This window comes from Tsukamurella soli (genome assembly GCF_039541155.1).
Lineage (GTDB): Bacteria > Actinomycetota > Actinomycetes > Mycobacteriales > Mycobacteriaceae > Tsukamurella > Tsukamurella soli.
In genome coordinates, this window is record NZ_BAABFR010000082.1 from 1 (window position 1) to 24,065 (window position 24,065).

Annotated in this window: 26 protein-coding genes and 1 pseudogene; 9 read left to right on the forward strand and 18 right to left on the reverse strand. The window is 70.0% G+C overall.

Features of this window, described 5'->3' with window-relative positions:
* Positions 1–137: 137 nt before the first annotated feature.
* A complete protein-coding gene (locus ABD908_RS20050; protein WP_344999273.1) occupies positions 138–431 on the reverse strand; it encodes a YbaB/EbfC family nucleoid-associated protein in 294 nt (97 codons plus the stop codon).
* Positions 432–530: 99 nt separating this feature from the next.
* Here ABD908_RS20050 and ABD908_RS20055 point away from each other — a divergent pair, with 99 nt between their 5' ends.
* Positions 531–1,151: a TetR/AcrR family transcriptional regulator gene (locus ABD908_RS20055; protein ID WP_344999275.1), complete on the forward strand. Its 621-nt coding sequence runs from the start codon at positions 531–533 to the stop codon at positions 1,149–1,151.
* Between the two features lie 4 nt (positions 1,152–1,155).
* Here the strand turns inward: ABD908_RS20055 and trmD are convergent, their stop codons facing one another.
* Genes trmD through rpsP form a run of 4 tightly spaced genes read right to left on the reverse strand, consistent with a single transcriptional unit; the run spans position 1,156 to position 3,116 of the window.
* Complete coding sequence (trmD, locus tag ABD908_RS20060; protein ID WP_344999277.1) at positions 1,156–1,845, reverse strand: tRNA (guanosine(37)-N1)-methyltransferase TrmD; 690 nt, start codon at positions 1,843–1,845, stop codon at positions 1,156–1,158.
* A gap of 14 nt (positions 1,846–1,859) precedes the next feature.
* Complete coding sequence (gene rimM, locus ABD908_RS20065; RefSeq protein ID WP_344999279.1) at positions 1,860–2,408, reverse strand: ribosome maturation factor RimM; 549 nt, start codon at positions 2,406–2,408, stop codon at positions 1,860–1,862.
* A 4-nt stretch (positions 2,409–2,412) separates the two neighbouring features.
* Positions 2,413–2,661 (reverse strand): RNA-binding protein, encoded by a 249-nt coding sequence (locus ABD908_RS20070; protein ID WP_344999281.1) that lies wholly within the window; start codon positions 2,659–2,661, stop codon positions 2,413–2,415.
* On the reverse strand, positions 2,658–3,116 hold the full coding sequence (rpsP, locus tag ABD908_RS20075) for a 30S ribosomal protein S16 (protein ID WP_344999283.1): 459 nt from the start codon (positions 3,114–3,116) through the stop codon (positions 2,658–2,660). The genes ABD908_RS20070 and rpsP overlap by 4 nt, the downstream gene beginning before the upstream one ends.
* Positions 3,117–3,400: 284 nt before the next feature.
* On the opposite strand from rpsP, the gene gad reads away from it, so the two are divergent.
* From gad to ABD908_RS20090, 3 genes are all read left to right on the forward strand, one after another.
* Entirely contained in the window at positions 3,401–4,792 is a 1,392-nt protein-coding gene (gad, locus tag ABD908_RS20080) for a glutamate decarboxylase (protein WP_344999320.1), read from the forward strand.
* A gap of 106 nt (positions 4,793–4,898) precedes the next feature.
* Positions 4,899–6,113, forward strand: a complete 1,215-nt coding sequence (locus tag ABD908_RS20085; RefSeq protein ID WP_344999285.1) for an acyltransferase — start codon at positions 4,899–4,901, stop codon at positions 6,111–6,113.
* Between the two features lie 64 nt (positions 6,114–6,177).
* Complete coding sequence (locus ABD908_RS20090) at positions 6,178–6,873, forward strand: lysophospholipid acyltransferase family protein (protein WP_344999287.1); 696 nt, start codon at positions 6,178–6,180, stop codon at positions 6,871–6,873.
* Here ABD908_RS20090 and ABD908_RS20095 read toward each other — a convergent pair.
* The 11 genes from ABD908_RS20095 to ABD908_RS20145 all read right to left on the reverse strand — a co-directional run bounded on the left by ABD908_RS20095 (position 6,870) and on the right by ABD908_RS20145 (position 18,277).
* Positions 6,870–6,998, reverse strand: a complete 129-nt coding sequence (locus ABD908_RS20095; protein ID WP_344999289.1) for a hypothetical protein — start codon at positions 6,996–6,998, stop codon at positions 6,870–6,872. The genes ABD908_RS20090 and ABD908_RS20095 overlap by 4 nt on opposite strands.
* Positions 6,998–7,456, reverse strand: a complete 459-nt coding sequence (locus ABD908_RS20100) for a hypothetical protein (protein ID WP_344999291.1) — start codon at positions 7,454–7,456, stop codon at positions 6,998–7,000. The genes ABD908_RS20095 and ABD908_RS20100 overlap by 1 nt, the downstream gene beginning before the upstream one ends.
* Positions 7,453–7,980, reverse strand: coding sequence for an AAA family ATPase (locus ABD908_RS20105; RefSeq protein WP_344999293.1), 528 nt, complete (start codon positions 7,978–7,980; stop codon positions 7,453–7,455). Before ABD908_RS20105 ends, ABD908_RS20100 begins: the two co-directional genes overlap by 4 nt.
* Before the next feature lie 30 nt (positions 7,981–8,010).
* On the reverse strand, positions 8,011–8,646 hold the full coding sequence (locus ABD908_RS20110; protein WP_344999295.1) for an AAA family ATPase: 636 nt from the start codon (positions 8,644–8,646) through the stop codon (positions 8,011–8,013).
* 45 nt (positions 8,647–8,691) lie between these two features.
* Positions 8,692–9,894 carry an amidohydrolase family protein gene (locus ABD908_RS20115; protein WP_344999297.1) on the reverse strand — a complete coding sequence of 401 codons (1,203 nt, stop codon included), beginning with the start codon at positions 9,892–9,894 and terminating at the stop codon, positions 8,692–8,694.
* A 1-nt stretch (position 9,895) separates the two neighbouring features.
* Entirely contained in the window at positions 9,896–11,473 is a 1,578-nt protein-coding gene (gene ffh / locus ABD908_RS20120) for a signal recognition particle protein (protein ID WP_344999299.1), read from the reverse strand.
* 9 nt (positions 11,474–11,482) lie between these two features.
* On the reverse strand, positions 11,483–13,969 hold the full coding sequence (locus ABD908_RS20125) for a [protein-PII] uridylyltransferase (protein ID WP_344999301.1): 2,487 nt from the start codon (positions 13,967–13,969) through the stop codon (positions 11,483–11,485).
* Positions 13,970–13,984: 15 nt separating this feature from the next.
* Complete coding sequence (locus tag ABD908_RS20130) at positions 13,985–14,323, reverse strand: P-II family nitrogen regulator (protein WP_344999303.1); 339 nt, start codon at positions 14,321–14,323, stop codon at positions 13,985–13,987.
* A gap of 44 nt (positions 14,324–14,367) precedes the next feature.
* Positions 14,368–15,774 carry an ammonium transporter gene (locus ABD908_RS20135; protein WP_344999322.1) on the reverse strand — a complete coding sequence of 469 codons (1,407 nt, stop codon included), beginning with the start codon at positions 15,772–15,774 and terminating at the stop codon, positions 14,368–14,370.
* Between the two features lie 234 nt (positions 15,775–16,008).
* Positions 16,009–17,586: a signal recognition particle-docking protein FtsY gene (gene ftsY / locus ABD908_RS20140; protein WP_344999305.1), complete on the reverse strand. Its 1,578-nt coding sequence runs from the start codon at positions 17,584–17,586 to the stop codon at positions 16,009–16,011.
* 49 nt (positions 17,587–17,635) lie between these two features.
* Positions 17,636–18,277 (reverse strand): hypothetical protein, encoded by a 642-nt coding sequence (locus ABD908_RS20145; protein WP_344999307.1) that lies wholly within the window; start codon positions 18,275–18,277, stop codon positions 17,636–17,638.
* A gap of 334 nt (positions 18,278–18,611) precedes the next feature.
* On the opposite strand from ABD908_RS20145, the gene ABD908_RS20150 reads away from it, so the two are divergent.
* Positions 18,612–19,382 (forward strand): alpha/beta fold hydrolase, encoded by a 771-nt coding sequence (locus ABD908_RS20150; protein ID WP_344999310.1) that lies wholly within the window; start codon positions 18,612–18,614, stop codon positions 19,380–19,382.
* Positions 19,383–19,479: 97 nt separating this feature from the next.
* Here ABD908_RS20150 and ABD908_RS20155 read toward each other — a convergent pair.
* A pseudogene (locus ABD908_RS20155) lies at positions 19,480–19,884 on the reverse strand (very short patch repair endonuclease); the annotation flags it as partial.
* Between the two features lie 26 nt (positions 19,885–19,910).
* A complete protein-coding gene (locus ABD908_RS20160) occupies positions 19,911–20,759 on the reverse strand; it encodes a LysR family transcriptional regulator (protein ID WP_344999312.1) in 849 nt (282 codons plus the stop codon).
* A gap of 131 nt (positions 20,760–20,890) precedes the next feature.
* On the opposite strand from ABD908_RS20160, the gene ABD908_RS20165 reads away from it, so the two are divergent.
* From ABD908_RS20165 to ABD908_RS20180, 4 genes are all read left to right on the forward strand, one after another.
* Complete coding sequence (locus tag ABD908_RS20165) at positions 20,891–21,253, forward strand: DoxX family protein (protein WP_344999314.1); 363 nt, start codon at positions 20,891–20,893, stop codon at positions 21,251–21,253.
* A 48-nt stretch (positions 21,254–21,301) separates the two neighbouring features.
* On the forward strand, positions 21,302–22,321 hold the full coding sequence (locus ABD908_RS20170; RefSeq protein ID WP_344999316.1) for an LLM class flavin-dependent oxidoreductase: 1,020 nt from the start codon (positions 21,302–21,304) through the stop codon (positions 22,319–22,321).
* A gap of 117 nt (positions 22,322–22,438) precedes the next feature.
* Positions 22,439–23,050: a hypothetical protein gene (locus ABD908_RS20175; protein ID WP_385921576.1), complete on the forward strand. Its 612-nt coding sequence runs from the start codon at positions 22,439–22,441 to the stop codon at positions 23,048–23,050.
* Positions 23,051–23,067: 17 nt separating this feature from the next.
* Positions 23,068–24,065, forward strand: a 998-nt coding sequence (locus ABD908_RS20180) for a hypothetical protein (RefSeq protein ID WP_344999318.1), incomplete at its 3' end; no start/stop codon positions are given.

Below are 24,065 nucleotides of genomic sequence, written 5' to 3' on the forward strand. Positions count from 1 at the left end.
GGCGACGACGGCTGCCACCGCGCGCCCGTACCGGTCGTCGGAGTCCGGCAGCCCGACGCCCGGCGGGACGCGAACGGCGAGCGCCGCGACCCGCCGGGCGGCCGCGCTCCACGCGCCGCGGTCGATCTCGAGCGTCATCACTGCCCCGACCCGACGGCGAGCTCGGCACGGTGCCGATAGTGACCGTCGAGCGAGGCGGCGGCCTGCGCGGCGAGGTCGACGAGGCAGGCGGCGAGCGCGTCGGGCGGATACGATCGCCGCACCGCGGGCGCGAGCGCGACGCCGACGAGTCGCCCCCGGACGTCGACGGTGACCTCGACCAGCCGGTCCCGGCTGCGGGCGGTGACCCGCGCGTCGCGGAACTCGGCGTCGACTCGGGCGAGCTCCGCCGCCCGGCGTTCGACGTCGGCGAGCAGACCAGCAGCGTCCATGGCATATCCCCCAGCGGTGGATCCCCCGATCCAGCCGGTGCCATGATGCCCGATTCCACGGCCCCGTGGGCCCGGGTCGGGTGATCTATCCTCTAGATCATGCGATCTAATCGGACGGAGACGTTCACCGAGATCGCCCGGCGGGCACAGATCGTGGACTGTGCGATCCACACCATCGCCGAGCTGGGTTACAACCAGGCCTCGGTCCGCAAGATCGCCGACCGGGTCGGCGTCGCGATGAGTGTCGTGCTCTACCACTTCGGGAACAAGGACGAGCTGGTGGCCGCGATCGTCGCGGAACTGTATCGATCGCTGATCGAGGTCATGGAGCCGGTGGTCGATGCGGAGGCGACCGCTGCCGGCAAGCTCGCCGCCCACATCCGCGCGCACTGCGGCTACATCGCGACGCACCGCGCACATCAACTCGCGCTGCTCGAGATCGGTTCGAACTACCGCAGCAATGCAGGGCTCCGGCTCGAGCAGCTGGGGGTGGATCCCGCGCAGCTGGCCGCGATGTCGCGGCTCGAGCTGGAGACCATCCTTACGCTCGGCGTCGAGTCGGGTGAGTTCCGCGCACTGTCGCCGGTGTCGATGGCGACGGCCGTACGCGGCGCGATCGGGGGCGGGCTCATGAAGGTGTCGACGGATCCCGGCTTCGATGTGATCGCCTACGGCGAGGACCTGGTGGTCGCGTTCGAGCTGGCCACCCGCCAGGCGTAGCGTCCTACCGCTCGACCGGCGGCAGCAGGTCCGGCCGGCGCTCGGCGGTCCGCGCCAGCGACTGCTCGCGCCGCCACGCTGCGACCTTCGCGTGATCGCCGGACAGCAGCACGGGCGGTACCGTCAGCTCCCGCCAGGTCTCGGGCCGGGTGTACGACGGACCCTCGAGCAGCCCGCCGGAGAACGAGTCGTCCTGGTGCGACGCGGCGTTGCCGAGCACGCCGGGGATGAGCCGCGCAAACGCCTCGACCATCACGAGCACCGCGGCCTCGCCGCCGATCAGCACGTAGTCGCCGATCGACACCTCCCGCACGCGCACGCGCCGCGCTGCATCGTCTATCGCCCGCTGATCGATACCCTCGTAGCGGCCGCACGCGAACACGATGTGCTCCTCGGTGGCCCATTCGTGCGCCATCGCCTGCGTGTACGGCACGCCCGCGGGGGTCGGCACCACGAGCAGAGCGCCGTCGGGACATACGTCGTCGAGCGCGGGCCCCCACACCGTCGGCCGCATCACCATGCCGGGGCCGCCGCCGTACGGCGAGTCGTCGACCGCCTTGTGCACGTCGTGGGTCCAGTCCCGCAGGTCGTGGACGCCCACCTCGAGCAGTCCCTTGTCGATCGCCTTCCCCAGCAGCGCCTGCCGCAGCGGCGTCAGGTATTCCGGGAAGATCGTGACAACGTCGATACGCACGGCGCAACGCGTCCTCAGGCCTCGAAGTCCGGGTCGAGCAGGCCGCCGGGCGGGTCGATCTCGACGAACCCGCCTGCGACGTCGATCACCGGCACGATCGCCGAGACGAACGGCACCAGGATCTCCCGACCGGACGGATCGGTGACCGACAGCAGCTCGCCGCCGGTCGAGTGCAGCACCTCGGCGAGCGTGCCGACCACCTCACCCGAGCCGATCAGGCGCACCTCGAGCCCCTCGAGCTCGTGGTCGTAGAACTCGTCGGGATCGGCGCTCGGCGTCGCCTCGGAGCTGTCGATCACGAACAGGGTGCCGCGCAGCTCGTCCGCGGCGGTCCGGTCCGCAACCTCGGCCAGAGTCAGCAACAACCTCCCGGAGTGCTCCCGGGAGGTCGTCACCGTGTAGGTCTCGACAGGGCCCGTCAGCCCACCGCCGCGCGCCGACCGCCGACCGCGCAGCACAGCACCGTCGGCGAACCGGAGCTCGGGCGAGTCGGTGCGCACCTCCACGACCACCTCGCCGCGGATGCCGTGCGACTTCACGACCCGCCCGATCACCAGCTCCATGCGATCAGTCGACCCGATCGGTGTCGACGACGTCGATCCGGATGCCCTTGCCGCCGATGCCGGCGACCAGCGTACGCAGGGCGGTGGCGGTGCGGCCGCTGCGGCCGATGACCTTGCCCAGGTCCTCCGGGTTCACGTGCACCTCGATCACGCGGCCTCGACGGCCGGTGATGAGATCGACACGCACGTCGTCGGGGTTGGCGACGATGCCGCGCACCAGGTGCTCGACGGCATCGGCGACGACGGCGCTCACTGAGCCTCGGCGGGCGCCTCGGCCTCAGCAGCCGGCGCCTCGGCCTCAGCAGCGGGCGCGTCGGCCTTGGCGGCACGCTTGCGCGGCGTGGTCGCAGCAGCCGAAGGCTCCTTGTCGGCCTCGGCCAGCGCCGCGTTGAACAGGTCCTGCTTGCTGGGCTTCTCGGCAGCCTTCTTGAGGGTGCCCTCGGCGCCCGGCAGGCCCTTGAACTTCTGCCAGTCGCCGGTGATCTTCAGCAGGGCGAGCACGGGCTCGGTCGGCTGCGCACCCACGCCCAGCCAGTACTGCACGCGGTCGGAGTCGATCTCGATGAGAGACGGCTCCTCCTTCGGGTGGTACTTGCCGACGGTCTCGATCGCGCGGCCGTCACGACGGGTGCGGGCGTCGGCGATGATGACACGGTACTGGGGGGTGCGGATCTTGCCGAGCCGCGTGAGCTTGATCTTGACAGCCATGAGAAGCCTGGTTCCTTACGTTGTGTCACGGTGCAATTCAGCGATACGCCAGGGTGGTCGCATCCGGTTTTGCCGTCTCAGTGGTGACCGCTCCGGTCGGTACGTAACCGGGCCCGGGCAGCAGCGGACAATTCTGCCACGCACTACCCGCGGGCGCGAAATCCACTACGGTCGGCCCCGTGCCGAGCAACGACTCCGTGTCCCGAGACAGCGCCTCTTCCGACTCCTCCGCCGACTCCTCCGCCGACTCCGCCTCCGCCGCCGCCGCCGCCGACGCAGCACAGATCCTGGACGACGAGTCCGTGCTCGTCCCGGCCTATGCCGGCCGGCTCAGCACCGGCCCGGTGCCGCGTACCAGCCTCGACGAGACCGAACGCACCGCCGCCGAGGTCTACCGCTTCATCCACGACGAGATCATGCTCGACGGACAGTCGCGGATGAACCTCGCGACCTTCGTGACCACCTGGATGGAGCCCCAGGCCGAGGTGCTCATGTCCGAGTCGTTCGACAAGAACGCGATCGACCACGACGAGTACCCCGCGACATCCAGGATCGAATCGCGGTGCATCGCGATGGTCGCCGACCTGTTCCACGCGCCCGGCCTCGACCCCGCCGACCCCTCGTCGGCGACCGGCGCGTCGACGATCGGCTCGTCCGAGGCGGTCATGCTGGCGGGGCTCGCACTCAAGTGGCGCTGGCGGAAGCAGCGCCGCGCGGCGGGCGGCGACGTCTCTCGACCGAAGCTGGTGCTGGGCAGCAACGTGCAGGTCGTGTGGGAGAAGTTCTGCCGCTACTTCGATGTCGAGCCGGTGTATCTGCCGGTCGAACCCGGCCGGTACACGATCACGCCGCAGCAGGTGCGCGACGCCGTCGACGAGCACACGATCGGCGCGATCGTGATCCTCGGGACCACGTTCACCGGCGAGTTCGAGGACGTCGCGGGGGTATGCGCGACGCTCGACGAGCTGGCTGCGTCGGGCGGGCCCGATGTGCCCGTCCACGTCGACGCCGCGAGCGGAGGCTTCGTCGCCCCGTTCCTCGATCCGGACCTCGCGTGGGACTTCCGCCTTCCGCGGGTGGCGTCGATCAACGTGTCGGGACACAAGTACGGCCTCACCTACCCCGGGATCGGCTTCGTGATCTTCCGGGACCGCGCGCATCTCGACGACGACCTCGTCTTCCACGTGAACTACCTCGGCGGCGACATGCCCACGTTCACGCTCAACTTCTCCCGCCCGGGCGCCCAGATCATCGGGCAGTACTACAACTTCCTACGCCTCGGCCGCGCCGGCTACACACGCATCATGCAGACACTGCGCGGTACGGCGACGTGGCTCGCACGCGAGCTCGCCGACCTGCCGCCGCTCACCGTGATCACCGACGGTTCCGCGCTGCCGGTGATCACACTGGCCCTGGCCGCCGACGCCCCGATCACCGTCTTCGACATCTCCCACGAGCTGCGGACCTACGGCTGGCAGGTGCCCGCCTACACCATGCCGGCGAATGCACAGAACGTCGCAGTCCTGCGCATCGTGGTACGGGAGGGATTCTCGCTCGATCTCGCCCGACGGTTGCGGGACGACCTCAAGACCACCCTCACGCGCCTCACCGGGCTGGCCGAGGCGGCAGGACCGAATCCGCCACACCAGCCCGCGCAAACCCACTTCATGCACTGAGTGTCGGGTATCCTTGAGATCCCCCTCGAGGGACGCGAGATCGGCTTGAGAGCACTCGAAGTGGCCTAGCAGAGACCTCCCAGAATAGGAGCGCACGATCGAGATCATGTCGACGACGATGGCACCCCCCGCCACTGCGGCCCGCCCTGTCGGAGCCCGTCGCTCGGGGTATCTCTATCAGCTGGATTTCGTCCGCGTCATCACGTTCCTGCTGGTGATCTTCCTGCACACCCTCACCAACACGAACAACGAGGTGGGCGGCACCGTCACCGACGCCATCGCGCTCAATCTGCATTTCACTCGTAACGCCTTCTTCGCGCTGACCGGCCTGGTGCTCGCGTACGGCACGCTCGACAAGCCCCGCCTGCGACCCCTGCAGTTCTGGCGGAAGCGGCTGCCGCTGGTGACCATCCCGTTCGTGCTGTGGGCGGTGGCGTACTGGGTGTTCGACATGGTCACGACGGGTCACTTCACCCGCATCCCGGTGAGCCTCGGCGATCTGTGGGAGAACGTCGTGTGGGGCGGTCTGAACGGCTACCAGCTGTACTTCATATTCGTCACCATCCAGGCCTACGCCCTGTTCCCCGCGCTGCTGTGGCTGGTGCGCAAGACCAGTGGTCATCACCTACGGCTGCTGACGGTCAGCGCCGCGCTGCAGCTGGGTATGTACGTGGCCATCACGCACTGGGCGCCGACCACCGGTTGGTGGGGGCAGCACTGGTGGCACGCCTATGCCACGTTCCTGCCGTACCAGTTCTTCATCGTGCTCGGCGCCGTCACCGCTGCGCACCGTGAGCGGGTCGAGGCCGCGCTCGTTCGGCACGCGCCGTTGGTGTTCGCGGCCTCGGCGATCACGATCGTCGGCGAGCAGCTGCTGTACCGGTTGCAACTTCGCGGCGGCGCGGTCCCGATCGACGCCTCGGGCGCGTTCCAGCCGTCCAGCATGGTGCTGTACGTGGTGCTGATCGCCGCGATCTACACGATCGGGCTGCTGCTGGCCCGAAACATGGAGCGCCTGCCGCGCCTCACGGCCGTCGCGTCCTACGGCGCCAAGCGCTCGTTCGGTGTCTTTCTGGCGCACGTCATGGTGCTGAGCCTCCTGCTGCTGCCCAAGCAGGGCACGCAGCCCTGGCTGTTGGCACACGTCTCCGCACCGTGGGCGACCCTCCTGGCGTACGCGGTGACGGTGGCCGTCACCGTCGTCATCGTGGAGCTGCTCAGTCGCGCGCCGAAGGCGCAGTGGTGGGTGGGGCGCAAGCGTCCTGCCAAGAAGCAGTCGGCGAAGGCCGCTTCGGATCGGCAGCCGGTCCCCGTCGGCTGATCGACCGGGGAACGTTACGCGTAACCGGGGACGCAGCAGCCCGGAGTCGGGTAGAAGCATGTGCATGTCTCTCGACTCCCTGCGTTCGACGTTCCGCTACCGGGTGGCGCGACATGCGCTGATCGGTCCGGCCCTGTGGGTGTGGGGCCGGCCCCGAGTGACCGGGCGCCAGCACATCCCGCGGACCGGGCCGGTGATCCTGGCCGCCAACCACCTGGCCATCTCCGACTCCTTCTTCGTGGTGCAGAGCGCGCGACGCCCGGTGATGTTTCTGGCAAAGTCCGACTACTTCACACAGCCCGGCCTTCGCGGCAGGGTCAAGAAGGTCTTCTTCTCGGGGATGGGGCAGATCCCGGTGGACCGCAGCGGCGGGGCCAAGGCCTCCCCCGCGATCGACGCGGCCACGAAGATCGTCCGCAGTGGCGGCGCATGGGGCATCCACCCGGAAGGCACCCGCTCCCCCGACGGCCGCATCTACAAGGGCCACACGGGCGTGATCCGGGTCGCCGCCGCCACCGGCACCCCGGTCGTCCCGATCGCGCTCACCGGCACCGACGGCCGCAACCGCAGGACGTTCCTCCGCAGCCGCGTCACCGTCGACGTCCTGCCGCCGCTGGACATGAGCGACGTCAGCATCGACGACGAGGTCTCGATCCGCCGCGCGACCGACCGGTTGATCGACGCGATCGCCGCCCGCACCGGGCAGGAGCGGGTGCCGGTCTACGCGAAGCCGGGCAGCGCGCGCAAGCAGGCCAGCTAACCGAGCAACAGCCCCACAGCGTGCACGAACCTGCGGAACGAGCGACTGTTCCGCTGTGCAGCTTCCAGATCCATGCGCGCCGCGAACGCCGGCTGGTGCCTGGTCGGGACGTACTTGACGGTCATCAGGGCTGAAAGTCGTTCTTTGGCACCTCGGCGGGCTCTGCATCTGCGCAATCCTGCGCAATCTCGTCCACCGCACTATGAGTGGCGAGTGACGACGCTGCCGCGAGAAACCAAGCCTCGAACTCGAAGACCGGTATCACGACTTCGGTTCGGACCGAGACGAGCCCCGGCTCCGGCGCAAGCTCCTCTGCGAGATCGACCGCGCAGGGAACATCGGTGACGTCCCCGTCCATGACGATGAGCACTCCGCCTAGATCGCCCACGCGCTGTGCCTGTGTCCGAACCGCCCTCGCCAGCTCGTCCGGCTTGCGCATGTTACCGGAGGGGAGCCGATGCGGCGTCGGCACCTCGCACAAGGTCCCATGCACCTCGAGCGCCACCCGTCGCAGCAGAACCGGCAAGCTCGGAACCTCGCCGTATCCCTCGACAACCGAGACGATGACGGGCAGCTCGCTCACGGCTGTGACACCGTGTCGTGAGCAACAGACGGTTGCAGTTGATCCGAACGCAGAAGCTCGCCCGGGGTGAACAGTCGTTCACGCATCGCGTATGTTCCCGCAGCGTCGAGCGGACCGATGACCGTACGTCCGTCGATCGACCGCACCGCACGGATCTGGTCGACAGAAATGTCCGCCCGATCGAGCAGATCAGGACTGTGGCTGGTGACAAGGACCTGCCGCTCTTCGCTGGCTTCACGCAGCGCGTCCAGAAGTACCCCCGCCGCGCCAGGGTGCAACGCGGACTCCGGCTCTTCGATCCCGACCACCCCAGGCGATGTCGCATTCGGTGCGAACAGTGCGACGAGCACGGCCAGCGCCCGCAACGTCCCGTCCGACACCGACTGGGCGGCGAATCTCCACGGGCTCTTCGCACCGAGAACGTCCTGGCTGAACGACAGGTTCTCCCAATTGCCGAGCTGTTCGGTCGTCACCGAATGCATCCCCGGTACCACCACCTGTAGGTATTCCTCGATGCGCTCCATCTCACGACGGCCATCGACCGATTCGCCCAATCACCGAACGACCGAGGCGATGTTGGCTCCGTCTCGCGCCAGTACGTCCCCCGGGTCAGGCGCGGCGGGCCGACGCATGACGTCGGGAACGATATTGAACACGCTGATACCCGACAACCCGTCGAATACCGCTTGGAACGCAGGCAGGCCAGCGGCGGCCACCAGATACAGGCGCTTATCGTTCGCCGGCGGAAGCACCGGCTCGGACCACGACACGACGCCGTCGATCACGGCGTAACGCCTATCACCGTGGCGATCGCCCTTGGCTCCGTTCTCATCGAGCCAGATGTCACACGTCTCGCGGGAAACCCTGTATCCACCGCCGCGAACCGCGGCGACTGTGAAGCAATACCAACCGTCGAAACCCGCACCGCGGAAGGCGATTTCGATCGTGAAGTGGGTGGGATGCCCCGTCGATCTGCGCCGGACCTCGCCAATGCCGCCACGACTTCGGAGTGCCTGGTCGAGACCACCCGTGAGCGCCTCGGACGTAAGTCGCAGCGCGTCCAGGAAGTTGCTCTTGCCGGATCCGTTCGGTCCCACAAACAGCGTCAAGGGGCTGAGCTCCACCTCGGCCGCCTCGATGCTCCGGTATTGGCGTAGGTTCACCTGGACCAATGAGAACGACTCGAACATGAGGCCCAGTGTTGCATTGTTGCGCGCAACAGTGTGTCGCCGTCGTCAGCGGGCGACACGCCCGCGCAGCACCACGTTCGCGGGCGTGAGCGCCCCACCCGCCGCCACCACCTCGCGCGGGTCGTCGGCGTACACCACGAAGTCGGCAGGCGCACCGTCATCGATCCCGGCGAACCCGAGCCACTCCCGCGCGCGCCACGACGCGGCGGCGACCGCGTCGGCCGGGGGCATCACGCGCGTCAGCTCAGCGATCTCGGCGGGCAACCGGCCGTGTGCGTTGAAGCCGCCCGCGTCGGTGCCGGCGTAGATCGGCACGCCCGCGTCGAACGCCGCGCGGTACGTGTCGTAGCGCCGCTCGTACAGGGCGTTCATGTGCTTCGCGTACGTCGGGTACTTGCCCAACGCGGGCTCGGCGATCGACGGGAAGTTGGCGATCTGGACCAGCGTGGGTACCAGCGCCACCCCGCGCTCGACCAGCTGCGCGATGGTCTCGTCGGTCAGCCCCGACCCGTGCTCGATACAGTCGACACCGGCGGCCAAGAGGCCGGGCAGCGCGTCCTCACCGAACACATGCGAGGCGACCTTGGCGCCGGCCGCGTGCGCCACGCCCACAGCCTCGGCGAGCACGTCGTCGGGCCAGAGCGGCGCGAGGTCGCCGACGGACCGGTCGATCCAGTCGCCCACGATCTTCACCCAGCCGTGCCCGGCCTCAGCCTGCCGGCGGACCTCGTCGACCAGCTGCGCCTGCTCGTCCAGCTGGACGCCGAGACCGGGGATGTAGCGGCGGGTCAGCGCGATGTGCCGGCCCATCCGCACGAACCGCGGCATGTCGAGCTCGTCGTCGAGCGGCGACGTGTCCAGGTTCGACCCCGGCTCGCGGATGACGGTGACACCCACCCGCACGTCGTCCCGCGCCAGCGACCGAGCCAGCTCCAGCGTCGGCGCGGTGGACGGCGCGATACCCACGTGGCAGTGCGCGTCGACGAGGCCCGGCACGGCCCAGCCGCTCAGCTCGACGGCCGCGCCGGCCTGCGGAGCGAACCGCACGACACCGGTGTCGACGAGACGCGTCGCACCCTCCGCTCGTTCCTCGCTGCGGGAGGACCCGTCGGTGTCGACGAGACGCGTCGCACCCTCCGCTCGTTCCTCGCTGCGGGAGGACCCGTCGGCGACCACCCAGAACTCGGCGGGCCCGTCGGGCAGGACCGACCCGCGGAAGTGCAGCACCGGGCCGGGGGCGTCGCCCACCTCAACTCCGCTTCTTCTTCAGCTGCCGCTCGATCTCGGCCATGTCGATCCCCTCGAGCCCGGGCGGCAGCTGGTTGAGCCCCTGGGGCATCCGCGACAGGTCCATACCCGCGGGCATACCGGGCACACCACCCGGCATCCCGCCCGGCAGGGCCCGCTGGTTACGCGGCGGCGTGGGCCCGCGGCCCGATGCCTTCCTACCCTTCTTGCCCTTCTGCTGCTTGCGCTTGGGGATCCGCTTGGGCGCGCCGAAGCCGGCCATCTGCGACATCATCTTGCGAGCCTCGAAGAACCGGTCCACCAGCTGGTTCACGTCGGTCACGGTCACGCCGGAGCCCTTCGCGATCCGCAGCCGGCGGGACGCGTTGATGATCTTCGGGTCGGCGCGCTCGGCGGGCGTCATGCCCCGGATGATCGCCTGGATCCGGTCGAGCTGGCTGTCGTCCACCTGCGCGAGGGCGTCCTTCATCTGCCCCGCGCCGGGCAGCATGCCCAGCAGGTTTCCGATCGGCCCCATCCGACGGATCATCAGCATCTGCTCGAGGAAGTCCTCCAGCGTCAGCTCGCCGGAGGTGATCTTGGCAGCGGCGGCCTCGGCCTGCTGCTGGTCCATCACCTGCTCGGCCTGCTCGATCAGCGAGAGCACATCGCCCATGCCCAGGATCCGCGAGCTCATGCGGTCCGGGTGGAACACGTCGAAGTCGTCGAGCTTCTCGCCCGTGGACGCGAACAGGATCGGCTTGCCGGTGATCTCGCGGACCGACAGCGCCGCGCCACCACGGGCGTCACCGTCGAGCTTGGTCAGCACGACGCCGGTGAACCCGACACCGTCGGCGAACGCCTGGGCCGTGGTCACGGCGTCCTGGCCGATCATGGCGTCGAGGACGAACAGCACCTCGTCGGGGTTCACCGCATCGCGGATCCCGGCGGCCTGCGCCATCAGCTCTGCGTCGATGCCGAGGCGGCCGGCGGTGTCGACGATCACCACGTCGTGCTGGCGGGTCTGCGCCTCGGCGATACCGCGCCGAGCAACGTCGACGGGGTCGGCCGCGCTCACGCCGAGCGTGCCCTCGCCGCCCACGGAGGTGCCGGGGTGCGGCGCATACACGGGCACGCCCGCGCGCTCACCCACGATCTGCAGCTGGCTCACGGCGCCCGGCCGCTGCAGGTCGCAGGCCACGAGCAGCGGCGTGTGACCCTGCTTGCGCAGCCAGGCGGCCAGCTTGCCGGCGAGGGTGGTCTTACCAGCGCCCTGCAGGCCGGCGAGCATGATCACCGTCGGCGGGTTCTTGGCCAGGTTGAGGCGCCGGGTCTCGCCACCGAGGATCCCGATGAGCTCCTCGTTGACGATCTTGACGATCTGCTGGGCGGGATTCAGCGCCGCCGAGACCTCGTGGCCCTTGGCCCGTTCCTTCACCCGCGCGACGAAGGAACGGACGACCGGCAACGCGACATCGGCCTCGAGCAGCGCGAGTCGGATCTCGCGGCATGTCGCGTCGATGTCCGCGTCGGTCAGCCGTCCCTTGCCGCGCAGGTCCTTGAGCGCGCCTGTGAGGCGGTCGGAGAGAGAGTCGAACACCCGGCCAGCCTATCGGGCGCCGAGCTCGTCCGGGGCCGGAGGCGGCTCGGTTGCCGGAACCACCGCCGAAATCGCCTCCTCGACGGCCGTCCGGAACTCCGCGCCGGCGCCGGCGGGGGGCGTCAGCGCGAACGTGTCGACCACCGACGCGCCGTGCGTGACCACGCGGGCCCACGCGACGTCGGCGCCCTTCTGCTCCAGGATCGCGGCGACCCGAGCGAGCAGGCCCAGGCGGTCGCCCGCCCGCAGCTCGAGCAGCAGGCTGGGGCCCGACGGTGCCGGCTGCGCCCCCGGTACTCCCACCTCACGCGCGCCGGGCCCAGGCAGGTCGAGCCACAGGATCCGAGCCGGTGCAGGCGACCTGAGCGGCGGAGCGGTCTCCCCTCCACCGACCGGTGGCTGCGTCGCCCGCTCCCGCGCCTCCAGCTCCGCGAGCACGTCCGTCGCGCCCTCGACGGCCGCGATGAGCCGCTGCCGCACCACCGCACCGTCGGGGGGCGTGCCGAAGCCCGGCACCACCACGAACCGGTTGACGGCCGCGCCCGCGACACCGGTCACCGACGCGTCGTGTACCCGCATCCCGGCGAGCGCGAGTACTCCGGCCATCCGCGCGAGGACCCCCTTCCCGTCCGGGCTGACGACGGTGACGGTGTATGTGTTGGGCCCACGCTGAGGCGCCGGGGCGATGCTCACGTGCGTCCCGCCCCCCGCCGCCTGCTCAGCGATCTCGTCGGGCACCGGCTCGGGTTCGGGCAGTGGCTGCCCGTCCATCACCAGGCGCGCCCGGCGGACGAGGTCCCCGATGAGCGACGACTTCCAGTCGCCCCACACGCCCGGCCCGGTGGCCAGCGAGTCGGCCTCTGCGAGGCTGTGCAGCAGCTCGAGCAGCACGGGGTCCCGGCCCAGCGCGACCACGACGCGTTCGACGGTGTCGGGGTCGTCCAGGTCCCGGCGGGTCGCGATCTCCGGCAGCAGCAGGTGGTAGCGCACCATCGACTCGATGACGGCGGCGTCCGCCTCCGGCAGGCCGATGCGACGGCACACCTGCGCCGCGATCTCGGCGCCCACGATGCTGTGGTCGCCGCCGCGCCCCTTCCCGAGGTCGTGCAGCAGCGCGCCGAGCACCAGGAGGTCGGGCCGGCTGACGCGGGTGGCGAAGCTCGCAGCCCACGCGGCGGTCTCGACCAGGTGACGGTCCACGGTCCACGTGTGGATGGCGTCGCGCGGCGGCAGGTCCCGCACCGCGCCCCACTCGGGCAGCAGCCGGCCCCACAGGCCGGTGCGGTCCAGCGCCTCGATCACCGGGATGGCGCGTCGCCCGGACCCCAGCAGCAGGATCAGGTCGTCGAGGGCCTCGGCCGGCCACGGCTCGCGCGGCTCGGGCGCGGAGTCGGCGAGCCGCATCAGCGTGGCCGCCGAGATCGGCAGGGCGTTGGCCGCCGCCGCCGCGGCGCCGCGCACCGTCAGGCCCGGGTCGCGCGCGGGTTGTGCATCGCGGGCGAGCACCACCTCGCCGCCCTGCTCGACCACTCCCTCGGCCAGCGGACGCCGAGCGGGCGCCCGACGGATACGCGCGATCCCCTTGCGGGGCAGAGCATTTCCCGCTGTCCGAATCCCCAGGTCGACGGCGAAGCTCACCGTGCGCGCACTGTCGGAGATGGTGCGCGCCAGGTCGAATCGGTCGCCGACGCGCAGCGCGGCACCGATCTCGTCGGCGTCCTGTGCCCGCAGCTGGTCACGTGCCCGCCGCGAGATGCGGTGCAGCTCGGTCCGGGTGTCCAGCAGCCGCTGGTGCGCGTGCGCCAGGTTCCCGCTCTGCGGGCCGGCGAGGCCCGGCACGGCGTCGGTCAGCTGCGCGATCGAAAGAGCGTGCAGCAGTTGCACGTCGCGCATGCCGCCGCGCCCGCTCTTGAGGTCGGGTTCGGCGCGGTGGGCGATCTCGCCGCTGCGCCGCCAGCGGTCCCTGGCCTGCTCCACCAGCTCGTCGAAGCGGCCGCGGATGTCGGCACGCCACTGCCGCCGTACGCCGGCGATCAGCAGGCTGGACAGCTCCTCGTCGCCCACGATGTGCCGGGCGTCGAGCATCCCGAGCGCCGCGGTCATGTCGGTCGCGGCCACCTGCAGAGCGTGCGGGACGGTGCGGACGCTGTGGTCGAGCTTCACGTGGGCGTCCCAGAGGGGGTACCAGATCTGGTCGGCGGCCTCGCCGACCACCTCTGGGGCAACCCCGTTGTCGTGCAACAGGATCAGATCGAAGTCGGAGTACGGGAGCAGCTCTCGACGGCCGAGGCCGCCCACGGCCACGAGGGCGAGGCCGCTGTCCGGGCGGATTCCGGCCTGCAGCCCGTGCGTGGTGAGCCAGACCTCGGCGAGGTCGCCGAGTGCGTCACGCAGGGCGCGGGGGTCTAGGCGGCCGGAGCCGGAGGATCGTTCGAGAAGCCGGGCGCGGGCCGCCACGAGGTCGGTCGCCGCGCCCGGCGTCTTGTCTACTGTCAAGGCATCACATCAAGGTCACAGGGCGTCCCCACCGCGCTCGCCGGTGCGCACGCGCACCACCGAGTCGACGGGGGTGACCCATACCTTGCCGTCGCCGATCTTGCCCGTCCGGGCCGCCTCGACGATCACCTCGACCACCTTGTCGACGGCAGCGTCGTCGACGACCACCTCGACCCGCACCTTCGGCACGAAGTCGACGGAGTACTCAGCACCGCGGTACACCTCGGTGTGGCCCTTCTGACGGCCGTAGCCCTGAACCTCGCTCACGGTCATCCCCAGGATGCCGGCCTGTTCCAGCCCCGACTTCACATCCTCGAGCGTGAACGGCTTGACGATTGCTGTAACCAGCTTCATATCCGGTGAGTCCTTCCCGTTTCCTGATCTCGGCCGACTACTCGCTATACCTTCGTGCTGACGCTGAGACCGCTACCAGCACCGCTGCCCGACGTGATGTCGTACGCGGTCTCCGCGTGCTGCGTCTCGTCGGCACCCTCGGCCTGCTCCTCGTCGGACATCCTCAGCCCGATCGTGTACTTGATGACGAGCGCGATGATCAGCGTAGCGACGAACGAGTAGGCCATGACCGAGAAGCCACCCACCGCCTGCCGCCAGAGTTGGTCGAGGCCGCCTCCGTAGAACAGCCCCTTCGTGTTGGCGAACAGTCCCGAGGTGGCCGCGGGCGACTGCGGGCAGAGGAAGAAGCCGACGAGCAGCGTGCCCATGAGCCCGCCGATCATGTGGACACCCACCACGTCGAGCGCGTCGTCGTACTTGAGCTTGTACTTGAGCCGGATGGCGAAGGCACAGACCACCGAGGTGATGAAGCCGATGGCCAGCGCGCCGAGCACGTTCACAGAGGAGCAGGACGGGGTGATCGCCACCAGTCCTGCGACTACCCCTGAGGCCGCACCCAGCGACGTGGCGTGGCCGTCGACCAGCTTCTCCACGAGGAGCCAGCCGAGCATGGCGGCGCCGGTCGCGATGGTGGTGGTGATGAAGGTCGAAGCAGCGTCACCGCCCGACGTCAGCGCCGAGCCGGCGTTGAACCCGTACCACCCGAACCACAGCAGGCCGGAGCCCAACATCACGAACGGAAGGTTGTGCGGCCGCATCGCGGCCTTCGGCCAGCCCTTCCGGGCTCCAAGGACGAGTGCCAGCGCCAAGCCCGCGGCGCCGGAGTTGATATGGACCGCCGTTCCACCAGCGAAGTCGATCGCCTTGAGTTTATTGGCGATCCAGCCGCCGTGCTCACCGGTGGTGCCGTCGAAGGCGAACACCCAGTGCGCCACCGGGAAGTAGACGAAGGTGGCCCAGAGCGCAGTGAACGCAACCCACGAACCGAACTTCAGCCGGTCGGCGATCGCACCCGAGACGAGGGCGACGGTGATGATCGCGAACATCAGCTGGAAGGCTACGAAGACCAGCGTCGGTATGTAATCAGGCGCCGTACCGATCACCGGGAGGTTCACCGCGGCCACTGCTGGTGAGGTCTTGGTGGCCGCGACCGCCGCCGACGCGTTGCCCTGGATCAGCCCCTTGAGCCCGAAGTACTGCCCGAAGCTGCCGAACAGGCCCCCCTCCGAGTTACCGAAGGATTCGGAGAACCCGTATATCGACCACAGCACCGTCACCACACCCATGGCCACGGTGCTCATCATGATCATGTTGAGCACGTTCTTCGACCGCACCATGCCGCCGTAGAAGAACGCCAGACCCGGGGTCATCAGTAGGACGAGCGCCGAGCTCGCGAGCATCCAGGCCGTGTCTCCGGTGTCCGGTTGCCCCATTATGGGGAATGCCGTCATTGGTAGTGTCACCAAAATCCTCCTTCTCATCGGCCGCAGTGGGGTTGATCTCGCGCGACCGAGCCAGTGAGGAGAAGACTGCTAGGGGGATGTTTCCTGAAGCGGCAGGTAATGTTTCGTTCTTGTGAACCACGGACCCGCCGCGGCCGGGGTAGTACGTAACGTCTGGTTCACCTACGCCGACCGCACGGTTAGCGATCGCTAACCGACAGGCGTTCGACCCAGGTGGGCGGGTTATCCCAGCAGCGCGTCCACGAACGCCGCGGGCTCGAACGGCGCCAGGTCGTCGGCGCCCTCCCCGAGCCCGACGAGCTTCACGGGCACGCCCAGCTCGTGCTGCACGGCGTACACGATGCCGCCCTTGGCAGTGCCGTCCAGCTTGGTGAGTACGACGCCGGTGATGTCCACGACCTCGGCGAACACCTTCGCCTGGGTGAGACCGTTCTGGCCGATGGTGGCGTCCAGGACCAGCAGCACCTCGTCGACCCGGGCCTTCTTCTCCACGACGCGCTTCACCTTGCCCAGCTCGTCCATCAGGCCGGTCTTGGTGTGCAGGCGGCCGGCGGTGTCGATCAGCACCACGTCGACCCCCTGCTCGGTGCCACGCGCCACGGCATCGAACGCAACAGCGGCCGGGTCGGCTGCCTCCTTGCCACGCACCACCTCCGCCCCCACCCGCTCGGCCCATGTCTGCAGCTGGTCGGCCGCGGCCGCACGGAACGTGTCCGCAGCGCCCAGCAGCACCCGCCGCCCGTCTGCGACCAGCACCCGCGCGAGCTTGCCCGTGGTGGTCGTCTTACCGGTTCCGTTGACGCCCACCACCAGCAGCACCGACGGCGCGCCCGCGTGCGGCAGCGCGCGGATCGACCGGTCCAGCTCGGGCCGCAGCTCGGCGATCAACACCTTCCGCAGCAGCGCCCGCGCCTGAGTGGCGTCGGCAACGCCGTTCGCGGCGATCTCGTCGCGCAGCGACTCGGTCACCTTGAGCGTCGTCGGGGTGCCCAGGTCGGCCAGCAGCAGGGTGTCCTCGATCTCCTCCCACGACTCGTCGTCGAGGTCACCCGCGCCGAGCAGACCGAGCAGCGACACACCGACGGTCGACTGCGATCGCGCCAGGCGACCCTTGAGTCGGTCCAGCCGCCCGGCCGTGGGCTCGATCTCGTCGAGCGCGGGGCGCGCGGGCTCGGGCTCGGTTTCAACGGTGACCGCCCCGCCCTTCGGCTCCACGGTGTCGCCACCCGGCGCGATCTCCACGTCGGGCTCGAGCTGGGCACCCGCAGCGGCCTCCGCGTCGAGCTGTGCCTGCTCGTCCTCCTTCGCCTCCTCAGCGGGCGTCTCCGCCAGAGCGGCCAGGTCGGAGCCACTAGGCGCCGCGGCGGAACCTGGCGCCGCGGGCGCGGTGGCGCCGTCCGGTTTCGCGACCAGCGTGTCCCCGCCGGGCGCGGGCTCGACCTCGGGGGCGAGGTCCTCACCGACGGACTCCTCCGCCTCGACTCGTGCCTCCGATTCCTCCGTCGCCGCCTCGGCGGGCGACTCGGCGAGGCCGGCGGCGGCCGCAGCCTCGGCCTTCGGCGCCGACTTCGGCTTGTCAGGCGTGACCGGCTCGGGCACCTTCGCGCCCGGCCCCTCGCTGAAGTTGAACCCGCCGCCGGCCTTGTATCCCCCCGACTTGTCCAAGCTCTTCGGCACGATGGGCTCGTCCTTCAGCGAGACCCTACGCCGCTTGTTCAGGTAGTAACCCGTCGTCAGCGCCGCGATGACCAGCAGGATGACGACGACGGCGACCAGGATCACGATGCCCGTTGTGTTCACGGCATCACTGTAGTCAACGGCACCGACACGAACCGGTCCCGCGCCGGGGTCAGCCGGCCGCGTGCAGGACCGCCACGCCCACGATCGCCAGCGCCACCAAGAGCGAGACCACGAAGATCACCGCGTCGCCGATCACCCCCGGGTACATACGGGACTCGTGGCCGATGCGGGCGTTCCACAGCCGGCTGGTGCCTGCGCGGTAGAACACCGGCACGACCTGCCCGGGTGCGGCGGAGAAGTCGAGTTCGGCGCGCGTGGACCAGATGCCGCGCCGCACGCCGCCGCCGCACGCGACGGCGATCCGATGCGGTCCCGCCGACACCGGGATGCTGCTGCGTCCCCAGCCCTCCGCCACGACACGACCGTCGATCGTCACCGTCGGGCCCACCAGGTACAGCCACCACCGCAGCGGCCAGTTCTCCAGGCTCAGGACCACCGTCGCGTTCCCGGCCGGCGCACCGCCCGGGTACGACGGTGCCCGCATGCCCGGTCCCGGAACTCCCGGGCCCACAGTCCCCGGGCCCGGCGTTCCGCGGAACGTTCCCGGCGCGGCGGCTTCCCGCGTTCCGCGGAACGTCCCCGGTGCCTCCGGCGTGCGGAAGACGGGCGGCGTCTGCGGTTGCCCGGCGCCGCCCCTTCCAGGTCCGTACGAGGGGCGGTATCCGGCTGCGGGCCGTGGCGGCTGACTCATGCCGACGATCCTGTCCACGGCCTCTTATCCCTCGGTTGCCGGGGACTTGCCCACCGAACCGGGCACGCACCCAAGGCCGCTGTAAGCAAGCGCCGCAACGCCTTATGGCGTGAGCCGGGAGGACTTCACCCAGAGTTACCAGGCGCGCCACGGTCGACCGGTAGAACGACACCCGTGATCCGCGGGTTCACGGCGATCGCAACGATGCCCGCACAGCCCGCCGCGAGCAGGCGAGATCGTCGGTCCTCGGCGAGGTCGGCGCCGTGGTCGTGCGATCGCTCGACTCGCCGAGCCGCTGACCGGCCCGCTCGGTCGGGTCCCTACGATCCGACGCATGGCATCGGTCACCCCCGTCACCGTCGGCTCCGGCCCCCCGCTCGTCCTCGCCCACGGCGCGGGCGGCGGCGTGGCCGACAACTTCATGATGCTGTCGACCCACCTTCCCGGCCGGACACTGACAGGCGTCGACTATCCCGGCTCGGGCGGGCGTCCTCCGGCTGCCGCGCCCCTGCGGGTCGAGGATCTCGCCGACGAGCTGGTCACCGCCGCTGTCGCCGGGGGCCACGAGCGCTTCCCCGTCCTCGGCCTCTCGCTGGGTTCGACGGTGGCGGTCACCGCCGCGGCCCGGCACCCAGACCGGGTCAGCGGGCTCGTGCTCGTCGTCGGCTTCGCCGCGTCGGACGCACAGTCCCGGGCGTTCGCCGAGCTGTACGCGGCATTGGCCCGGGCGGACCGCATCGACGATCTGGCGCGGCTGCTACTGCTCTCGACCGGCAGCCCCGCAAAGCTGGCCACGACTCCCCCGGCCACCGTCGACCTGCTCGCCGACTACCACCGCGGCCGGGCCGCCGGCCTGGCGCCGCAGCTGGACCTGGTGCGGTCCGTCGACGTCCGCGCGGCGCTGCCCGGGATCCGCGTCCCCACGCTGGTCGTGGGTGCGACGCACGACCGCATCGTGCTGCCGGCGTCCACCCGCGCCCTCGCGGACGCCATCAGCGGCGCCCAGTACGCGGAGGTCGACGGTGCCGGGCACCTCTTCACGGCCCCCGAGAGCGCCCGGCTCGGCGAGTTGGTCTCGCTGTTCCTGAGCCGCAACCACCTCTGACGCGGTCAGCAACTCCGGGAGCGTTCCGCGGAACGCCGGGATCGTCACTCCGACCGCCCTCGATCGGGCGCCGACCCGCGCGGATCGCGCGCCGCTCGCGTACTGCCGCCTCCACCGCCGCAGCGGCCACCGTCGGGTCCTCGTGCTCCCACACACGCACCACGGCCCACCCGGCCTCGGCCAGTCGCGTGTCGGTGTCCGCGTCCCGGGCGCGGTTCGCACGCACCTTCTCCGCCCAGAACCCGGCGTTGGTCTTGCTCACCGTGTGATGTTCGGGACAGCCGTGCCAGAAGCAGCCGTCGAGGAACACCGCGACCCGCGCCCGCGGGAACACCAGATCGGCGCGCCGCCGCACACCGCGCAACGGGGCGCGGTCGACGAAGTACCGCAGTCCCCGCGCGTGGACGGCGCGGCGCAACGCGAGTTCGGGCCCGGTGTCCCGGCCCCGGTTGCCCTGCATCGAGCGGCGCACGCCCGCCGACGAAGCCCACGAGTCCGTCACCTCGCCATCATGCCGCTGGGCGATCGTCAGCGATATGCGGCGGTCGCGATCTCGACGAACGATCGGATCAGCGGATCGGCGTCGACGCCCCGCCATGCCACGACCACTCGGCTCGGCGGCATGTCCTCCACCTCGATCACCGCGAACTCGGCGGGGTGATCGTGCCCCAGCGGGGTCATCCCGACGGTGCCGTTCCACAGCACCGCCTGTAGGCACTCCTGGACACCGTGTACCACCGGGCCCGCGCGTCGCTCTCCGCCGTTCCAGTACGTCCGCCACGCCGGGTCGGTGTCATCGGGGAACTGGAACCACTCCCGGTCGGCGAGGTCGGCCAGCCGCAATCGATCGCGGCGGGCCAACGGGTCGTCGGCGCGCAGCACGGCGCCCACCCCGTCGGCGCGCAACTCGCGCACCGTCAGGCCCCTCTCGTCGAACGGCGCGCGGGTCAGAGCCACGTCCACCATGCCGGCGCGCAGCCCGCAGGTGGGGTCGGTCAGGTCGGCCGCCCGGATCCGCACCTCCACACCGGGGTGCCGCCGCCGGTAGGCCTCGGCCAGCCGGGACGCGCCCGGGTCGCGACTGTCCCCGAGCAGCCCGACGGTGACGGTGGCCGCGCCCGCCGCGGCCGCGACCCGCACGCGAAGCCCGTCGGCCTGGGCGAGCAGTCCGCGGGCCTCCTCAAGTAGGACGGCGCCGGTGGGGGTGAGCGAGACGCCCGCCGCGGAACGACGGAGCAGGGACGCGCCCACCTCGATCTCCAAGCGCTGGATCGCGCGGCTCAGGGGCGGTTGGCTGATGTGCAACCGGGCGGCGGCGCGGCCGAAGTGGAGTTCCTCGGCGACGGCGACGAAATACCGCAGCACACGCAGCTCCATGCTGCGACGATACCCGTTCGGTATCGCCCTGCCGGAACAGGTGTTGGACGGTTCCCGGATCCAGGCGGTGGAATCGATAGGGGAGACGTCGCCCGAAACCCGGAATCCCGAAACCCGGAATGGAGCACAGAGTGGCCATCGCGTACTGGGTCGTCGCCGGCCTGCTCGCCGCGTTCTATCTGTACGCGGGCGGGGTGAAGCTGATCCGGAGCCGCGAGCAACTCCTGCCGATGATGGCCTGGGTGGACACCACGCCGATGTCTGCTGTGCGGGCCATCGGCGCCATCGAGATGCTCGGCGCCATCGGGCTGATCCTGCCGCCCCTCACCGGTATCGCACCGTGGCTCGCGCTCGCGGCAGCCGTCGGGCTCGTGGTGTTGCAGCTTCTCGCGACGCGGGTCCACCTGCGTCGCGGGGATCGTCACATCGCCCTCAATCTGTCGCTCATCGCGATCGCGGCCGTGACCGTCGGACTCGCGATGACGTGGCTGTGATCGCCAGGAACGGGGAACAACCCGGCATGTTTGACGGTTCAACGGTTCGTGAAGAACATCGGATTCCTGTCCTTCGGTCACTGGAACCCATCGCCGCAATCGCAGACCCGGTCGGCGGCGGACGTGCTGCACCAGTCGATCGATCTCGCAGTGGCCGCTGAGGAACTCGGCGTCGACGGCGCCTACTTCCGCGTGCACCACTACGCCAACCAGCTCAGCTCTCCGTTCCCACTGCTCGCGGCGATCGGCGCGAAGACGTCGACCATCAAGATCGGCACCGGCGTCATCGACATGCGCTACGAGAACCCGCTGTACATGGCCGAGGACGCCGGCGCCGCCGACCTCATCGCCGGCGGACGCCTGCAACTCGGGGTGAGCCGCGGATCGCCGGAGCAGGTCATCGAGGGCTACAAGTATTTCGGCTACGTACCCACCGACGGCCAGAGCGACGCCGACATGGGCCGCACCCACACCGAGGTGCTGTTGCAGGTGCTGTCGGGCGAGGGCTTCGCGCAACCGAACCCGCGCCCGATGTTCCCCAACCCGCCCGGGTTGCTGCGGATCGAGCCGCACTCCCCCACGCTGCGTGACCGCATCTGGTGGGGCGCCGGATCCGATGCCACCGCCGTGTGGGCGGCGAGCCGCGGCATGAACCTCATGAGCTCGACGCTGAAGGACGACGAGACCGGCGAGCCCTTCCACGTCCAGCAGGCCAAGCAGATCCGCGCGTTCCGGGCGGCGTGGAAGGACGCCGGCCACGACCGTGCGCCGCGAGTGTCCGTGAGCCGCAGCATCATCCCGATCGTCGACGATGTGGACCGCGCCTACTTCGGCCGCGAGCGGGGCAGCACGGACCAGGTCGGGGTGATCGACTCGACCCGAGCGGTTTTCGGCCGCAGTTACGCCGCCGAGCCCGACGTACTGGTCGAGGAGCTCCGCGGCGACGAGGCGATCGCCGAGGCCGACACCCTCCTCGTCACCGTCCCCAACCAGCTCGGCGTCGAATACAACGCGAGGCTGCTGGAGAACCTGCTCACTCAGGTCGCTCCCGGCCTCGGCTGGCGGTAGCGACTCACGCTCGCCCTGATTCTTACTATTCGCACCTGCAACGTGCGGCTGTACCGTCCTGGAATCGACCGAGAAAACACACACAGCAACTTCTCATTTCGAGACCAAGGAGCATTCATGCAGCGATCCCACTCGGGCCGCACGCTCAAGTTCTTCACCGCCGGAATAGTGGTCGCCGCGGCCACGGCCTCATCGGTGATCGCAGGCACGGGCGTGGCGCAGGCCGCGAGCCTCCACGGCACGTTCTCGATCGGCCCGGGGTCGTATTTCCGGATGATCCTGCCCAGCGGAACGGCGTCCGGTCCGTTCCTCGCAAACGGTAATTCGTCGGAGTCGGACAAGACGTTCACGCCGCTGTCCGGATCGCTCACCCCGGGCTCGTACCAGGGCGAGGTCACCGGTCCCGAGAGCTTCTTCGGCTCCGCCTTCACCACCTCGACCAAGGCGACCGACCCGCAGACGGGCAAGGGCACCTCGGTCCCCACCATCAACCAGAACGGCAGCAGCCTGTCCGGCGATCTGGACGCGTTCGGCGTCGCCTGGAATGGCCAGGTGTTCAACCAGGGCGCCCCCAAGCCGGGCGGCGGGTTCCCGGGCAAGACCAGCGCGGTCTCCGGCTCGATCGACGGCAGCGGCGACTACACCCTGCAGTGGACCAGCCAGATCGTCGGCGGACCGTTCAACAACTTCACCGGCCTGTGGCACCTCACCGGTCACCACAGCGGGTAGCCGCCAGCTATCGGCCCGTGTTCGCAGGGCTCCCGCAGCTCCGCGCTGTGGGGGCACCCAGCGGGACATCCCGTGGCCGGGTCGCGCGCCCGCTGCTGATCTGGCTCGTCGGCATCGTCGGCGTGCTGCTGGCCGTCGGCCCGGCGGCCGACGGTGTCCCCTACGCCGCGGCCGGGGGCGACCAGATGATCGATCGGTTCCGGCCGCATATGACCACGGAATCGCTCACCCGGGTCCAGGCCGATATCACCGCATTGTCCGCGTTCTCGGGCGGGATCGAGGGCGAATTGTCGGCACGCCGAATACAAGCTCAGGACGCCCCGCTGGTCGCTGAATTCGCCCGACAGTCCGACGCGATCCAGGCACGCTCATCTAATCTTCTGGCTGCCGTTCAGACTTCCCGCCCCGACTATCAGCGTCTTGCATCGATTCGCGGTCTGAGCTTTCTTCCGTACGTCATAGCGGGCTCGGGAGTCCTCTTGATCGTGTCGGCCGCGGCGATTCTCCGCTCCCGGCAACGCGCCGCGAGGACCGCGGGGGCCGCGGGCATCGCGCTCGCCTGCGCAATCCTCATCGTGCATCCGTTCGCGTCCGGGCTCGCGTCCGATGCCGGGTCTGCGAACCGACTGGTGGCCTCGTTTCGGCCGATCATGACCCACGGCCAGGTGGTGAGCCTGCAGAACGACTTCGTGACGATCGTCGGCGCGATGGGCGAGATCGACAGGGGTGTCCTCGACCACGAGCGCCCCGCGGCGACGCCCGCCGAGCGCGCGGACGCGGCCGCGATCGGGGCGTTCCGGGGCCGCTGGCAGCAGGTCTCCTCCGACTTCGCGGGCCTGATCGGCGTGATCAACGACGATATCGGCGACTTCGACAGGCTGGCTGAGCTCAACTCCCTCGCCCCTGGCGGAACGCTCGTGCTGCTGCCCTGGGTCGAGGTGACGGTGGCCGCCGCAGTCGCCGTCGCCACCCTCGCCGCAGGTGTCGGACGGGACCGTCGCCGACCGGCACCGGG